Source organism: Adhaeribacter soli (genome assembly GCF_008727925.1).
In the GTDB taxonomy this organism is placed as follows: domain Bacteria; phylum Bacteroidota; class Bacteroidia; order Cytophagales; family Hymenobacteraceae; genus Adhaeribacter_A; species Adhaeribacter_A soli.
On the sequence record NZ_VTWT01000001.1, the window covers coordinates 400,101 to 415,473 of the forward strand.

Below are 15,373 nucleotides of genomic sequence, written 5' to 3' on the forward strand. Positions count from 1 at the left end.
TTTAGGCTAACCACACCTATACGGCAGCTACGCCGCCGTATAGCCCAGTCCGTTGGAAAAAACTTAAAATTAAATACAAATGAAATTTAAAGGCTTTTTCATCCTTTCTCTGGTGCTACTTGTAAATTGTTCAAAAAAGGATTCAGGTAGCGATTTAATCAACTTAAAAGAGAAAGCCTTAAATTCAAGAAGAAAAATTACTCAAGCTTGGCAAAATGATTCTATTGGATGTGCAGGAATTAGAGGGGAAATTTTAGAAAATGAAAGCTTCCCTTTTGATTCTATAATAGGTTTAAGAACAAACCAAATATCAATGAATTTTGGAAAGCCAAACTTTATGGATAATAAAAGAAACCGTATGTTTTACTTTATTGATTGTAAATACGCTCCTCCATATTTTAACCTTGCTGATAATGAAGGAAAATTAACTAAACGGATTATTAATACTGAAGCCCAAGTATTTTACTTAGAATTCGATACGGATAGCATTATAATTGATAAGGGCGGAATGGTACCTTAATAAAAGCAATTTCCAACAAAAGCTAAAGGACATTAAAACGTGTCTTAGCCCAGACGTTGTGCGTAATTCTAAAAGACTTATTTGAATAAATATAAATTACCTTGACAGAAGGAAGACAGAGAAAATTAGATTTTTTAGCTAAAACAGGAATGTTTTCCATTGCTGGTTTCTTTTTGGCTGCCCTACCCATAATCGGTATTATTGGAATTCAACAATTACTAAATCTTATTGGCATAGAGTGCTCTATAGCGTGGGGTCTTATTTGGGTTCTAACATTCATTGGCTGTGTACTTAGCCCTATTGTTTTTATTCGTTTTATTCAACGGACAACATTAGATAATGAAGCAATTGGGAAACGATTATTAGTATTTAATATTTTGGAATACACCTTTATTCAAACCAGCTTAGGTTATTTTTTCACAAATGGACAAACCCTTTGTTATTTAAGCGACGGACAAAGCGGATTAGAATTTGTTTTCACAGGTTGGCTTGCTATTCCAATTTTGCTGATTTTAAGTTATATTTTTAATCAAGTTAGAGCAGCTAGAAAAAAGCAGGAAGAACTAGAATATCAGAATTAACAAAGAAACACTAAACACAAAAGCACCTATACGGCAGCTTCGCAGTCGCCTACCCGAGTCCGTTATAGCGCATTTATAAAATAAAAAAATTGATCGGCAGATAAGCTAAATCAGAAACGGCGGCAATTTCAAAAAGCTGCCGATCTTAATCAAATGCATTCTGCCAGCCGAATGGCTTCAGCCAGGAATTGACACAAAATGCGGGTAAACTGGAAAACTTCGACGATGTGAGGGTAATTCAGCGGCACCTGAAGCATAAAAGAAGCGAATTAGCCTGCGAGGCGGATGAAAAAGCTACCAGGCCTGCAGGCTTAATGCTCGCTGACCCGGACAGGAGTGTAATTTTAACTGATCAGCATTGGTGAAATTTAAAAACAAATTGCTGCCAATAAAAAAATACTGGAAAATAAGGCAGGTAAGCTGCATTAGCCCTTCAGCGGTTATGTAGTATAAAAGTTTATGGTGAAATTAGCGGGCAAAGAAACCTTTATATTTCATTCCAGGCAGATACATTGGCTTAACATTCAGTCAAAATATCTTACCCTACATAAACGCTGCTTTCTATAGATGAACAAAATGAAATTATTACTTCAGTGGACAGTTATTATTCCGGTATTAGCCTGGATGCTGTTTTTTTCCGGACTTATTCACGATAGTACTATTTTCCAGATCATAGCGAGCGTGCTGCTTGTTTTCAGCGTGATGTCGGCCGTGCATCATTCCGAAATTATTGCTGAAAGAGTAGGGGAACCTTACGGAACCATCATTCTGGCCATTTCGATAACCGTTATTGAAGTTTCCATTATTGTATCGCTTATGATGTCGGAAGGGCAGGAAGCTGTTTCGCTGGCCCGGGATACGGTTTATGCGGCTACCATGCTTATTCTAAACGGCATTGTCGGGCTTTGCCTGCTGATTGGGGGGCTGAAGCATTATGAGCAGAATTTCTCGAAGCCTTCGGTTACTATCGCCTTGGTTTCGTTAATATCCATTGTGGTTTTTACCCTGGTTTTTCCCACTTTCACGCAAAGCGTGGCAGGGTCTTATTATTCGGTGCCGCAACTCGTATTTGCTTCTATTGCCTGTCTGGTAATTTATTCCACCTTTTTATTCGCCCAGACCAAGCGCTACCGGCAATATTTTCTTACCATCGGCGACGATGAAGATGAAGATACCGTGGAACCGTTACCGATCAGCAACAACATGTTTTTTACCAGCCTGGTGTTTTTGATCGTTTGTTTGGGTATTGTAGTGCTTTTGGCCAAAACGCTTTCCCCAACTATCGAAAGTATCATTACCGGATTCCATCTGCCAAAAGCCTTGGTGGGGGTAATTATTGCCGCAATCATTTTACTCCCCGAAGGGATTGCTGCTATTATTGCGGCCAAAAAGAACCGGCTTCAAACCAGTATAAACCTTTCGCTGGGATCAGCCCTAGCCAGTATCGGGTTAACCATTCCGAGCGTAGCGGCAGTCTGCATTATATATGACATCCGGATCATTTTAGGGCTGGACATTAAATCGATTATCCTGTTAGGCCTTTCGGTATTTACGGTAATGCTCTCGTTAAGCGGTGGTAAAACCAATATTGTTTACGGCGTCGTGCTGCTGGTAAACCTGTTCGCGTTTATTTTCCTGATGATCTATCCGTGAAATCGTATTGAATCGTAGAGACGTTGCACTGCAACGTCTTTGCTGAAGCGTTGCAATGAGGATGTTTCATTGGAGATGTTGCAATGAGGATGTTGCATTGGAGACGTTGCATTGCAACGTCTCTACAAATACCATAAAAAAAACAACCACCTCATTGTTAGTCGTTTACTTGCAGCACGACTTTTTTCTTGCAAAAACCTAACGTTTCGCTTGCATTTCATCTAAAAGCTTTCGTATCTTTGCAACGGCAAATCGGAACGACCAGCTCCTGCTGAACTCCCCCAGGACCGGAAGGTAGCAAGGGTAGGTGGTTGAGCGGTGCGATTCTCGGTTTGCCACTTTTTTTTGCCCTTTCCTGTAGGAATTCCTTTTCCTAAAAACTTTCTCCTTTTTTCCGGTTTCCTCAATTTTAAACGTAAATTCGCGTCCGGAAAACTACTTATTTTCAAGCTTATGAAATTTTTTGTTGATACCGCGAACCTGAACGAGATCCGCGAAGCACACGATTTAGGCGTACTCGATGGCGTAACCACCAACCCGAGCCTGATGGCCAAAGAAGGCATTAAGGGCTACGATGCGGTAATGGCGCACTACAAAGCAATTTGCGAAATCGTTGACGGCGACATCAGCGCTGAGGTAATTGCTACCGACTACGAAGGCATGATCAGCGAGGGCGAAAACCTGGCGCAACTGCACCCGAACATCGTGGTTAAAGTGCCGATGACCAAAGACGGCGTGAAAGCGATCCGTTATTTCAGCCAGAAAGGTATCAAAACAAACTGCACGCTGGTATTCTCGGCCGGTCAGGCGTTATTAGCTGCGAAAGCGGGCGCTACTTATGTATCGCCGTTCGTAGGCCGCCTCGACGATGTTGCTACCGATGGTTTGCAGCTCATCGAGCAGATTGTTGGCATTTATGCGAATTACGGTTACCAGACCCAGGTACTGGCTGCTTCGGTGCGCCACGTAATGCACCTGGTACAGTGTGCCGAGATCGGCGCCGATGTGGTTACCTGCCCGCTGAACGTAATCACCGGCCTGTTGAACCACCCGCTTACCGACATCGGCTTAGCCAAATTCCTGGCTGACCACAAGAAAGTAAACGCATAGTTAGTGAATAGTGATTAATGATTAGTGATTAGTAGATTTATGATCTGGTACGGGTTATTTTTAAAATTTGACTGACGGAAATCAAAGACTATAAAATTATTGATCTTTTTACTAATCATTAATCACTAATCATTAATCACTAAATAAAATGTACATCATCAAAGTTAAGGGGAAGGCGAAGATTCCGGATTATATCCAGTTGCGCGATGAGAATTTCGTGCTGATCGCTTATTTCCGGGCCGACCGGCCGCTGAAGAACCTGGACCGCTACGGACTGGATGGCAAGGAAAACGAGCTGGCCGCTTTGATCGAATCACTGGCCTTCGGGAAACTGCAGAAGCTGGAGCTTTAAATTCCGGAGCTTTAAATTTTTGTTCCGGCAAGAGCCCGCGTGTTCATCGGACTTTCATCTATATTGTTTTCCTTGGCAGTCCTGTTTGCTGAGGCCTTTTTAAATTTTATTTGCCGGAAAACGGTAGCTTTTTAGGTTAAAAACCTTACCTTAATTTCTGGTAAGTAGCAAGACTAGAATAGCCGCATAATCTGAAAAGGAAAATGCAGCATGTATAATCTTGAATCAGACAGGCTTATGCGTTTTTGGTCTAGATACTAATATCCAGATACCATTGTCACTTTACCTAGTACCGAGTGAGAGTTTCCGGAGTCTCACTTTTTATTTTTTACAGTAATTTAAATGAGCAGCGAATTTTCAGCGAACCCAGTAGTAAGCCTGCGCGGTGTAATTATCATGCAGGATGTGCAGACAGTGCTGGACCGGGTAACTTTCGAGATCGAGAAAGGGGAATTTGTTTATCTGGTAGGTCGGACCGGCAGCGGAAAAAGTTCTTTGCTCAAAACCCTTTACGCCGATCTGCCCCTTGCCGGCGGGCAAATGAGTGTGGTTGGTTTTAACCTGAATAAACTTCCCCGGCAAAAGGTACCGTTTTTAAGAAGAAAAGTCGGTATTGTTTTCCAGGATTTTCAGTTGCTCTTCGACCGCACAGTTGCCGAAAACCTGATCTTTGTTTTAAAAGCTACCGGCTGGAAAGACAAGAAAAAAATAAAGCAACGGATCTCCGAAGTACTTATGCGGGTGGGGCTTGATGCTGCCGCCGGAAAAATGCCGCATCAGCTTTCGGGCGGGGAGCAGCAGCGCATTGTAATTGCCCGGGCTTTACTCAACGAGCCGCTTATTTTATTTGCCGATGAACCGACCGGAAACCTCGACCCGGAAGTAACCCGCAGCATCATGCAGTTATTCCTGGAAATTAACCGTTCCGGCACCGCCGTATTAATGGCCACCCACAACTACGAACTCATAAACGAATTCCCGAAAAGGATCCTGAAATGCGAAAAAGGCCGGATCTTCGATTCTGCCAAAGAGGAATTTAGCTTGCGGAATGGTTTCTGAACTTTCCATACTGATCCCGGTCTACAACTACGACGTTACCGAACTGGCCCTTTCGCTGCTGAAGCAATGCCGGCAGGTTACGAGTAACTTCGAGATCTGCTTGTACGACGATGGCTCAGAGGAGAAGTTCAGGAAAAAACACCGGCCCCTGAACAGTTACGATGAGATCCGGTACCTGGAATTACGCTATAATATTGGCCGGGCTTCGATCCGCAACCGCCTGGCTGCCGATGCAGTTTATAAAAACCTGCTATTCCTGGACAATGACAGCGCCCTTCCGGATGAGGAATTTATAAGCCGGTATTGGAATAACCCCGAAAAGGCCGATGTGCTGATCGGGGGGACTATTTACGAGGCTGAACAACCCTCGGACCTTTTTATGCTTCGCTGGCGCTACGGCAAAGCACGGGAAGAGAAAACGGCCGCCGTAAGGAACAAGCAGCCTTACCGGAGCCTTACGCTCAACAATATGCTTATCCGTAAAGATGTGTACGAGACTCACCCGCTTTACACCGGACTGGAAGGGTACGGACACGAGGATACCCGTTTTGGCTGGGAGCTGCAGAAAGCCGGGGTAAGCGTAAAGCACATCGATAACCCGGTAATTCATATGGGGCTGGAGCCGGGCGTGGACTTTATTAAGAAAACGAAACAGGCCGTAAAGAACCTGCACAAATTATACCTGGAAATGGGCGATCTGCCGGACAGCAGTTTGTTGAAAGCCTATCGCATGCTTGCCCGAGCCAAAGCGCGGAAAGCGTTTTTACTGGCTTTCAGACCCTTTAAAGCTACCGTTTTAACCAACCTCAAATCTGACGATCCGAACCTGACTTACTTCGATTTGTATAAGCTTTACCTTTTTACCAAACAGGCACTGAGCCATTCCAAGTAAAGAGACATTGGTATCCGTATATTAGAATCTGGTACCCGACCAGGTTAATTTTTAGTAAGTGGGATTACAAATCCCACAGTTCGGTTAAACGGAATTACAAATTCCGGCAAGCAAATACTAAAAACTAAGTTGGTCGAGCACAAGACTAAAAACGCATCAGGTTCTATAATTCAATATGAAACACGATGCAATTTCCTTTCAAATTATCAGGTTAGTTTTGTCTTGCTCCTACATACCAGGATTCCCATGCTATAAAATTTAGAACTCTTTCAGAAAGATCGGGACATTTTCAATCTTCATTTCAGGTAAGTAACGCTGCCACGCTATAATGCCAGTTCATTTTGTTAATGCTGGTTGTTAATGCTGGCGAAGTTGCAGGCAGATCTAAACCAGAAAGGGGCAAAAGACCGACTGTTCCCGCTTTCTGGTTTAGATTCAGTTTTTCAAGTAAAGGCTCCCGCTTTTGGAATGCCGTTATTTGTCCAGCAAAAGGTTAAGGGTTTTAACTTCCCGCGTGGTTTGCAGCCGGATAATGTAGAGACCTTTCTGCAGGTGCTTTCCGGATATTTCCGCCGAAACCTGCTGGCCTGCCAGCGTGGTGCCTTCCTTCAGGATATTAATCTGTTTGCCGTACAGGTTGTATAAGGCCAGGGTATAAGAACCGTTTTCCGTGGCTACGAAATTAACGCTTGCATTATCGCTGAAAGGGTTCGGGTAGGCGTTCAGCAACAGTTGCTGCTGCGTGCCTGTTCCGGCAAGGCGGGCTGATGCGTTTGCCGAAGCCAGTTGGCTGATTTCCGAAGCGCTAAGGGCTGTGTTGTATATTCGTATTTCATCCAGGGCTCCTTTAAATGCGCTGGTGCCATTGCTCTGTGCTCCGAGTGCAACCGGCAGCGTATTCTGGTTGATGAGCATAGGAGTTAGAACCTTACTTCTATCCAGTACGCCGTTCACATAAAGTTTGATGGTGGTTCCGTCGTAAGTGGCGGCTAGGTGAACCCAGGTGTTGCCGTCGGTAGGTATGGTAGCAAGCGAATTCAGGCGGAAGTTATCGGCCTCGGAAAGTTGGTTTATCCGGAAGAATACCTTATCGGTGCTGGTAATAGCCAGTTCATAGCCGTCTGTCTGGCCACTTAAGCCTTTCTTTATTAGCACCTGCGAACTGCCCGATCTTGCTGGTTTTACCCAGGCGGCCAGCGTGATGGCATTTCTGATCTCCAGGCTGGCGCGGGATGGGGCAGTGGCAAACTGACCGGTACCGCTTAATTGCAGGGCCAAGCCGTTCATGCCCGTTGTCCAGAGCGAACTGCCGTTCAGGAGCGCGTGGTTGGTATAGTCGGATGCATCGGATAGGGTAAGGCCTTGGCCTTCATCGGCTTTCCAGTAGGCTGCAAGGGTTGCGGTAGGGCTGCTTAGGGCAGTAGAAAAGCTCCGGGTAAGCGACCAGCTGCTGAGGCCTCCCTGATTTTCGGCTCTTACGCGCCAGTAGTAAGTAGTATTATATAGCAGGCCCGATACCTTCAGGCTGTTCCCGGAAACGCCGCGTTCATCGTAGATTGTTGCTGTGAAAGAAGGATCGGAGGCAAGCTGTACCCGGTAAGCCGTGACAGTGGAGGCTTGCTGCCAGCTAAGCAATACCTGAACCGGCTGTCCGGAAGCGTTGTTGGCAGGTGAAATTAAGACTGGTGCAGCAGGCGGTGCGGGTAATGGTTTGTCTATTCCTAAAACACCCACCACTTCGGTTTCGGTAGAGGCCAGTATTACGGTTTCGGATTTGTAGTTTTCTTTGGCGCTTGTGGCATAATTGTATACGCCCCCAATCAGGAGCATGGGGTGGGTAAAGGAAATGTTTGCCATCGGCGATTCGCGATACAGAATATCCCCGCCATTCTCTACAGAGGAATATATGATCTTCATCCGCTGGTTTGCTTCGTTCAGGATTACAATCGGGCGGGTGCCGGTTTCGGATATTTCATACAGATTGTCCCAGGCGCCGGTGGGCCGGCGGATCAGGAGTGCCAGCCGGGGGTAACCTGCTTTGTCGTAACTGGTCTTCACGGCGCAATAAAGCGTGCCGTCTTTTCCGAGTGCCAGGTTCAGGTGATCGTCGGCCATACCTCCACCGGCTACGTAAAGCGCCGACTGGGAGGCCGGAACTTCATCAGGTGCCCATGTAAGCGGTGAGTCTCCGTCGGTGTGGGTGCGGAAACCGAAACGCTTGGTATTCTGGTTCGACCAGAAAACGCCTACCTGGCCTGCGCCGGGCATGGCGATAATACCGCACAGATCATCTTTGTTGATCCCGGTTTCCAACGTAACCGGAGCGCTCCAGGTCGTATAAGGGGAGTCGCTCCAGCGCACATTTATCTTCCCCAATTCGTCTTCATAAGCATCGGAAGCAAGCCACATTCGTCCGTTCCCATCTATGTCGATTGTGGAGGTTTCTACACTCTTGTCCAGGTCTATTGATACTCTTTTGGGGTTCAGCCGCCAGGGCTTGTAGGTGTTTCTTACTGAATCGTATTCCACTGAAAAAAGGCGGGAAGACGTGCCTTTAAAAACCAGGATGTGGGTTACATCGCCGACTACTTTGCAATCGGCTTTGCCATAATCGCTGGTGGCAAGCTGCAGTACGCTGGTCCAGGTATTGCCATCGAGGCGGTAAAGGTTTATCCCGCTTTCGGTAGAGAGCACCGTCCAGTGCTTTCCTTTGTGCGACCAGACTTTAGATTGCGGCTTATCTTTGGTATTCGCTGTAACAGCTACCGTGCTCAAGGGGGTTACGGTACTAAACTGCGCACCGGCCCTAAATATTACCAGCCAAGTCAATAGATAAAAGAGTAAATGTATTTTTTTCATTTGTTTAAGAATTAGAGCGTTTCTGGAAAAATAAAAAAAATTATATTTGAAGGAGGAGCTTTTATATTATATGGCGGCGCTTTTTAAAGGTTTAAAAATTTAAATAAATAATTGGAAACGCGGATAAGGGCTGGTTATCGGCAGGTAGAGGGAGCGGGAGGATTTATTCTTATATCGTTTCTTTGGTTTGTTGCTCCTGACAAATATTCAAATCAGTTTTCGCTATATTCAGAATAATATTTTGAGATTAATACAAGTTCGGCAAGCCCCTGAATTGCAATTTTGTATCAAATAGATTTCATTGACGTGCATAAGCTTCCTCTAATGAAAGGAGAATCCCGGAAAGCATCGTTCTTTCTTCGGGGATCTTTTTATACCAGTTCTTATAAAGATTGTTCCATTTCTGTAATTACCTTGATCGCTGGTGCGAGCCTCCGGCTCGTATCGGAATTATTTGATCAGGTATTGAAAGTGATACGAGCCGGAGGCTCGCACCAGCATAAGTATTTAATGGAATTGGCTTGTGGCGATTTGGTATTACAAGCTGGCAAACGCTAACAGCGGGAATAAAAAAAACTCCGGCTCATTTCTGAACCGGAGTTTTTTGTTTAATTCTATAGCGATTTTATTTTCGGTCTTTCGTGCCGTCTACTTTATCTTCGGCTTTCTTGTAGAGATCTTTGGTTTCAGAGCCTACTTTTTTGGCAGCATCGCCGGTTTTTTCAGCGCCGGTCTTCGCAGCGTCTTTCACGTTGGAGCCTACTTTTTCGGCGGTGTTGCCGACTTTGGAAGCGCCTTCTTTACCGGCATCCTTTGCGTTGGAACCAACGCTTTCGGCCGTATTACCTACTTTACTGGCGTTTTTCATGGCCAGGTATTTGGTTTTGGCCTTGGCTATTTCGTATTTGTCTTTAGAAGAAAGTTCGTTCTGGATCGCGTTTTTACGGTCGTCCAATTCGTTCCAGGTTACTTCAACGGCTTTCCAGTCTTCGTTAGAGTAGTTCTTTTTATTGGCTTCCACCTGTTTTACGAAGTTTTCATAAGCGGCCCGGATGTTGGCAGCGGTCAGTGTATTGAGGTCGGCCGCATTTTCATTAATGTTCAGGAGCTGCGGCCGCAAGGTATTTACTTTGCCGTAAGAAGCGTACGTAGACCGGCGATGGGTCCAGGTGCTGTCGTAGCGGGCTTTCATATCTTCAATCTCGGCCCGGCGGGCTTCATCGTAATTGGAGGCGTATTTATCTACAGCTGCCACCCTTTCGTTGTAGGCCGTTTCGCGGTCTGCAATTTCTTTGTACCAGTCGCGGTCGTTAGCATATACAACGGCTGTGTCGCGTTCGGCTTCTTCCACATACGTGCGGAAATTATTGTAAGCTTCTTCGCTTACATCGGCGGTTGCATTCCCGACAGATTCTACCTTGTTTTCGGTGGTTTCACGTTCCGTTGTGGTACAGGCAGTACCTCCGAAGATCAGGCCGGAAGCTAAAAGTAAAGCCAGGGTGTTCACTCGCAAATCACTTTTCATAGTTTGTTTCTTTAGGTTAAGAATGGGGAGTTGCCTCCTATATAAAAGTGTGCTAAATAACGGTGATTCAGAGGCTTTGTTTCGGATTTGGGGACAGTAGAAGCAAGAAAGTTAGCGCAGACCGGAGGTTTTTACGGTATAATGCTACGGTTTATTAAAAATAATGCAATTAAAGAATACGGCTCCTGATGGTTTGCCACAAACGCGTGGCATCGGGCGAAGCCTTCAGAAATAAAATTAAGAAGCCGTATAAAACCACAATGGCAGCCGAACGCATTACAATGTCCAGCCACACATCTGGCAGCACCGGGATCATTGTTGACAGGGCAAACGCCAGGGTGGCAATTCCTAAAAGAAGTAAGGATTGCCAGCCAAAAGGCTGAATTTTATAAACGTACCAGACAAAGCCCAGCCGGAGAAGGTTGATGGCAAAATACGTAAGCATGGAAGCGAAGGCTGCTCCGTTAATGCCATAGATCGGGATAAAGATGTAGTTGGTGAAAATGGTTAAGGCGGCCAGAAGCACGGAAAAAAGCAGGTCGTAACGGTATTTAGGCGAGGTTAATAAAATGCTGCCGTTAATGCCCGTAGCCATATCGAAGAGGCGGGCCAGTCCCATGAAAAAGAAAACGTATTTGCCGCCGGCGTAATCCTTGGGCAGGATCGAAAAAATGTTGTCGATGTTGGCCCAGATGCCGATGAAAACCAGGCTGCAGATAACCAGGTTCACGGAAGTAACCCGTTTGTAAATGACGTCCATGGCTTTCATGTCGTTGTTTTTCCAGTAATCGGAAACCTGGGGCACCACTATTTTGAGCATGGAACGGCCGGGCACGGCAATGGCGCTGGTCACGATCACGGCCACCCGGTAAATACCCACTTCGCTCAGACTCAGGTAATCGAGGATCATAAGCGAATCGACGGTATTGATTATAGTTGCGGAAATATTGCCGGTAAACGCAAACAAACCATAGGCGATTATTTCACCAATCGGCCGGATGGAAAAAGCCTGGCGGCTGGGCCGGATAAAGAACTGTTTCAGGAATACAATGTAGACCAGCAGCACCAGCGAGGTAATTGAATTCACCCCGATAAACAAGAGAACAAACTGCTTGAAATCGATCCAGCCCAAGGCATAAACCGTTACCGAAAGCGAAATAAGCAGGCGCAACAGAAAATCCTGCACAAAGGAAGGCACTACCGTTTTATAAAGCGATTTCAGGTAGGCTTCCTGCAACATGTACAGCAACGTAAAGAATGCCAGTACCACAATGTAGTAATAATACTCCAGCAGCAGGTCGGCGTTCTTATCGGCGTAATGCGCCAGGATCTTTGGCTTGAGCAGAATAAAGAGCCCTGTCACGAGCAGGAAGCCGAGCATGGGAACCGAAAGCAGCAGGAAAAGAAAGCCGTGGTGTTGTTTTTCTTTGTTGCGGAAATGCGGAAAGAACCGTATGCTCATGTTCCCGAAACCAAGGGCCGAAAACTGGGCGAACATGGTAGCCAGCGAAACCAGCAGCGTAGTAAGGCCAACCTGTTCGGTGGTAAGGAAATTGGGCATGAGCAGAATGGTATTCACATAACCCAGCGCCATGCCGGCGTATGATATTACCGTATTCTGTATTCCCTGCTTTTGAATGATCCCCACGGATGGTCCTGAACTGTTAAGGCTGCAAATTACGGGAAATTTCCTGCCTTTTCCGAAGCACTTTTTAATCCTTCTCCGGCAGCCTTTCGGCATAGGTCTGGCAGATAGCAGCCCCGGTTTTAAAAATTGTACCCATTTGGTTAAGCTCCTGCATAATGCTTTCAAAAACTGTTAGTCCGTTATGGATATTCAGTTCAGAGAAATTTTCGTTGTGCCAGAGCAAACCAAATACACCGCCGAACTTTTGTATTTCCTGCAGCATGGGCCGGATCGTTTCCAGTACTTGCTCCGGCAGTATTTGCATGTAATTCGGGTGCCAGAGCGTAGCATCCATCAGGTGGAGCGGGATTTCCAGGAAAGGGTAGGGTTTCAGATTAATAAAATCGAAGAGCCGGAAAGGAAAACAGTATGCGTTGCGAAAGCCAAAGTGTTCAGCAAAACCAAGCGTGCTGTCGTAGTGCAGATCGGCAGACGTTAAAGCTTGCGGCGTTTTTTCCGGATCGAAGCACAGGTAATGAAATCGGTTGCCTTTTACCGACGGGTTTAGTTTAGCAGCTTCTGCTTTTAATTGATCCGAATTTTCCGAACTCCCGAAGCTGCCGTGTACAGAATTTTCAAATCCGGCGGCCGCCAGTTCTTTTATTAGTTTCTGGTATTTTGGATGCCTGATATCGTAATCGGCGTTGGGGTGACCGTTGTATTTGCCGGGTTGCGCGAGCCAGAAAAACGTGGAAGTTGCCCCGTACTTTTTTACCGTTCCGGCTACCGTTTTCAGGTTATGCCAGTGATCCTGTTCCAAAGCTTTCTGAATAACCAATTGAGCGGTTCGGAAGTAGTTTCCTTTTTGGGCCTGCTTCAATCCTTCCACCTTCCAGGCGCTTTCCAGCCGGTCTACGTCGTGCGATAAAAAGGTAGTAAAACCCGTTGGAGCATTTTCGTACTTTTTTAGCGAAATACCATACGCTTTTTCCAGCGCGGTTTTCAGGATCCCGAAATAGTAATTCACTACCGGAACGGTTACGAACTGGTGCTTGTATTGCAAACTGGCTTGGAAGGGAAATCGGTTGAACCGGTCGCGTTCTTTGGAGTAGAATTCCTGCCAACCGCTGAGAAAATAAAAAGCCGAGGCAATCAAATCCGCATGAATTTCTAACTGGTCATCGTTTTCCGAAAGCAGAGGTAAAGCAGGTTCCTGAAATAGAACCGGAAGCCGGGTACCTTCAAATTCGATCCAGGAAAGCTGCTCCGGAAACGGTACCTTCTGAGCGAAAAAAGGAAAGCCGCCCGCTGAGATTTTTAATTTCCCCTGGCCGTTGCTGCCATACAAAACTTCCAGCTTTTCCGCTTCCGGATAAAGGGAGCAAAAGTGCAGCCAGACGTAATCGAAAATGATGTTCGGGGTAAGCATAAGATATTCCTTCGGCTAAAAACCCGGTACTATAAAGTAAATTAAAAGTACCGGGTTCAAAGCCGAAAGATTAGCATTTTATTTCAGAACTGCTACAGGAGTTTTTTAAAGTGTTTAATGTGTGGTTATCTCCTAATTACTTAATCCTGAGCAGTAGCGAAGGACCTTGTTTGCTCCCGGAGAAAGCCAGAATAAATGGTCGTACTATTCGCCGACGAGTTGTTTCGCTATCGCTCAACATGACACCCTTTTTTATGAGACAGCTTCCTTATAAATTCTCCTCCGATCTGTAATTTGATCCCTTAAACGATAAACTCCGGATGGATCAGGTTTTCTAGGGTGAAGATCTCGTCCCACTTTTTTTGCGTTACCAACCGGCGCTGCACCACGGCAATATCGTGCACGGACTTACCGGTAGTAAGGGCTTCCCGGGCTATTTCGGCGGCGGTTTCGTAGCCCAGGATCGGGTTGAGCTGGGTAACGATGCCGATGCTTCGCTCCACCATTTCGTGCGTGTGTTTGGCATTGGCGGTTATACCGGTTACGCATTTTTCCCGTAGGGTATTGCAGGCATTGGTCATGTAAGAAATTGAACTGAACAAGGCAAAGGAAATTACCGGTTCCATTACGTTCAGTTGTAACTGTCCGGCTTCGGCGGCCATGGTTACCGTTAAGTCGGCGCCAATTACGTAGAATGCGGTCTGGTTTACCACTTCCGGAATTACCGGGTTTACCTTGCCGGGCATAATGGATGAGCCCGGTTGCATGGGCGGCAGGTTAATTTCAAACAAGCCGCACCGCGGGCCGGACGAAAGAAGCCGGAGGTCGTTGCAGATCTTCGATATTTTTACGGCAGTCCGTTTCAATACACCCGAAAGCTGCACGTAAGCGCCGGTGTCGCAAGTGGCTTCGATCAGGTCTTGCGCGAGCATCAAATTCATGCCGGTGATCTGGCGGAGGTGCTCGGTAACCAGTTCACCATAACCTTGAGGTGCGTTTACTTTCGTGCCAATGGCGGTGGCCCCCATGTTTATTTCCGCGATCAGCCGGCGGCTGTCTTCTATGCGGTGGAGTTCCTCCTGCAGGGTAATGGCAAAGGCGGTGAACTCATCGCCCATGCTCATGGGTACGGCATCCTGAAGCTGGGTGCGCCCCATTTTCAGCACTTTCCGGAAAGCTACGCCGCGCTCGGCAAAGGCATCGGCCAGCAAACTCAGGCTGTTGCTGTAAGAAGTTAGTTTTTTGATCAGCGCGATCCGGAAAGCAGTAGGGTAGGCATCATTCGTAGACTGGGAAAAGTTTACGTGGTTGTTCGGATGACAGAATTCGTATTGCCCTTTATTCTTGCCCATCATTTCGAGCGCGACGTTGGCAATTACCTCGTTGGCGTTCATGTTTACCGAGGTGCCTGCGCCGCCCTGGATCATATCGGTCAGGAACTGGTCGTCGAACTCGCCGGCAATTACGCGGTCACAGGCTTTAATGATGTGTTCGGCAATTTCAGGGTCTATTACCCCCAAGTCGCGGTTGGCCATGGCGGCCGCTTTTTTTACGTAGCCGAGCGCCTGTACGAATATGGGTTCGGTTTTAATGGGAATGCCGGTAATGTTAAAATTCTCGAGGGCGCGAAGGGTCTGGATGCCGTAATAAACATGCTGCGGGATTTCGCGTTCGCCAAGAAAATCGTGCTCAATGCGGGATGGAATCATAATAAAATGCTGGTTGCCAATTAGCCGTTAACGAAGAGGAAATTTTATGGTTTAAAA

13 protein-coding genes and 1 other RNA gene are annotated in these 15,373 nt (G+C 46.4%); 9 read left to right on the forward strand and 5 right to left on the reverse strand.

Annotation, left to right across the window (positions count from 1 at the left end; all coding sequences use genetic code 11):
* Nucleotides 1-79 precede the first annotated feature (79 nt).
* The 8 genes from F0P94_RS01545 to F0P94_RS01580 all read left to right on the forward strand — a co-directional run bounded on the left by F0P94_RS01545 (nt 80) and on the right by F0P94_RS01580 (nt 6,167).
* Nucleotides 80-520 carry a hypothetical protein gene (locus tag F0P94_RS01545; RefSeq protein WP_150901939.1) on the forward strand — a complete coding sequence of 147 codons (441 nt, stop codon included), beginning with the start codon at nt 80-82 and terminating at the stop codon, nt 518-520.
* A gap of 101 nt (nt 521-621) precedes the next feature.
* On the forward strand, nt 622-1,101 hold the full coding sequence (locus F0P94_RS01550) for a hypothetical protein (RefSeq protein ID WP_150901940.1): 480 nt from the start codon (nt 622-624) through the stop codon (nt 1,099-1,101).
* A 576-nt stretch (nt 1,102-1,677) separates the two neighbouring features.
* Nucleotides 1,678-2,754, forward strand: a complete 1,077-nt coding sequence (locus F0P94_RS01555) for a calcium:proton antiporter (RefSeq protein ID WP_150901941.1) — start codon at nt 1,678-1,680, stop codon at nt 2,752-2,754.
* A gap of 243 nt (nt 2,755-2,997) precedes the next feature.
* An RNA gene (gene ffs, locus F0P94_RS01560) (signal recognition particle sRNA small type) lies at nt 2,998-3,097 on the forward strand.
* A 110-nt stretch (nt 3,098-3,207) separates the two neighbouring features.
* On the forward strand, nt 3,208-3,864 hold the full coding sequence (gene fsa / locus F0P94_RS01565; RefSeq protein WP_150901942.1) for a fructose-6-phosphate aldolase: 657 nt from the start codon (nt 3,208-3,210) through the stop codon (nt 3,862-3,864).
* Between the two features lie 148 nt (nt 3,865-4,012).
* The gene (locus tag F0P94_RS01570; protein WP_150901943.1) at nt 4,013-4,216 is read left to right on the forward strand and encodes a fructose-6-phosphate aldolase; all 204 of its coding nucleotides are present in this window, start codon (nt 4,013-4,015) and stop codon (nt 4,214-4,216) included.
* 342 nt (nt 4,217-4,558) lie between these two features.
* Nucleotides 4,559-5,275, forward strand: a complete 717-nt coding sequence (locus tag F0P94_RS01575; RefSeq protein ID WP_150901944.1) for a cell division ATP-binding protein FtsE — start codon at nt 4,559-4,561, stop codon at nt 5,273-5,275.
* The gene (locus F0P94_RS01580; RefSeq protein WP_150901945.1) at nt 5,265-6,167 is read left to right on the forward strand and encodes a glycosyltransferase family 2 protein; all 903 of its coding nucleotides are present in this window, start codon (nt 5,265-5,267) and stop codon (nt 6,165-6,167) included. The genes F0P94_RS01575 and F0P94_RS01580 overlap by 11 nt, the downstream gene beginning before the upstream one ends.
* A 474-nt stretch (nt 6,168-6,641) precedes the next feature.
* On the opposite strand, the gene F0P94_RS01585 is transcribed toward F0P94_RS01580, so the two are convergent.
* Nucleotides 6,642-8,942, reverse strand: coding sequence for a LamG-like jellyroll fold domain-containing protein (locus F0P94_RS01585; RefSeq protein WP_191906879.1), 2,301 nt, complete (start codon nt 8,940-8,942; stop codon nt 6,642-6,644).
* 408 nt (nt 8,943-9,350) lie between these two features.
* Between F0P94_RS01585 and F0P94_RS01590 the strand changes: the two genes are divergently transcribed.
* Nucleotides 9,351-9,584, forward strand: a complete 234-nt coding sequence (locus tag F0P94_RS01590; RefSeq protein WP_150901947.1) for a hypothetical protein — start codon at nt 9,351-9,353, stop codon at nt 9,582-9,584.
* Between the two features lie 67 nt (nt 9,585-9,651).
* Here the strand turns inward: F0P94_RS01590 and F0P94_RS01595 are convergent, their stop codons facing one another.
* The 4 genes from F0P94_RS01595 to aspA form a co-directional block, all read right to left on the reverse strand.
* A complete protein-coding gene (locus tag F0P94_RS01595) occupies nt 9,652-10,551 on the reverse strand; it encodes a DUF6565 domain-containing protein (RefSeq protein ID WP_150901948.1) in 900 nt (299 codons plus the stop codon).
* Nucleotides 10,552-10,720: 169 nt separating this feature from the next.
* Nucleotides 10,721-12,199, reverse strand: coding sequence for an oligosaccharide flippase family protein (locus F0P94_RS01600; protein WP_225307086.1), 1,479 nt, complete (start codon nt 12,197-12,199; stop codon nt 10,721-10,723).
* A gap of 64 nt (nt 12,200-12,263) precedes the next feature.
* Nucleotides 12,264-13,607: a polysaccharide deacetylase family protein gene (locus F0P94_RS01605; RefSeq protein ID WP_150901950.1), complete on the reverse strand. Its 1,344-nt coding sequence runs from the start codon at nt 13,605-13,607 to the stop codon at nt 12,264-12,266.
* Between the two features lie 302 nt (nt 13,608-13,909).
* Nucleotides 13,910-15,316 carry an aspartate ammonia-lyase gene (gene aspA / locus F0P94_RS01610; RefSeq protein ID WP_150901951.1) on the reverse strand — a complete coding sequence of 469 codons (1,407 nt, stop codon included), beginning with the start codon at nt 15,314-15,316 and terminating at the stop codon, nt 13,910-13,912.
* Nucleotides 15,317-15,373 lie beyond the last annotated feature (57 nt).

Bases quoted from the DNA above. Each gene is read 5' to 3' on its own strand.
- F0P94_RS01545 (WP_150901939.1), top strand. From the start codon at position 80: ATGAAATTTAAAGGCTTTTTCATCCTTTCTCTGGTGCTACTTGTAAAT.
- F0P94_RS01555 (WP_150901941.1), top strand. From the start codon at position 1,678: ATGAAATTATTACTTCAGTGGACAGTTATTATTCCGGTATTAGCCTGG.
- fsa (WP_150901942.1), top strand. From the start codon at position 3,208: ATGAAATTTTTTGTTGATACCGCGAACCTGAACGAGATCCGCGAAGCA.
- F0P94_RS01570 (WP_150901943.1), top strand. From the start codon at position 4,013: ATGTACATCATCAAAGTTAAGGGGAAGGCGAAGATTCCGGATTATATC.
- F0P94_RS01575 (WP_150901944.1), top strand. From the start codon at position 4,559: ATGAGCAGCGAATTTTCAGCGAACCCAGTAGTAAGCCTGCGCGGTGTA.
- F0P94_RS01580 (WP_150901945.1), top strand. From the start codon at position 5,265: ATGGTTTCTGAACTTTCCATACTGATCCCGGTCTACAACTACGACGTT.
- F0P94_RS01590 (WP_150901947.1), top strand. From the start codon at position 9,351: ATGAAAGGAGAATCCCGGAAAGCATCGTTCTTTCTTCGGGGATCTTTT.
- F0P94_RS01595 (WP_150901948.1), bottom strand. From the start codon at position 10,551: ATGAAAAGTGATTTGCGAGTGAACACCCTGGCTTTACTTTTAGCTTCC.
- F0P94_RS01605 (WP_150901950.1), bottom strand. From the start codon at position 13,607: ATGCTTACCCCGAACATCATTTTCGATTACGTCTGGCTGCACTTTTGC.
- aspA (WP_150901951.1), bottom strand. From the start codon at position 15,316: ATGATTCCATCCCGCATTGAGCACGATTTTCTTGGCGAACGCGAAATC.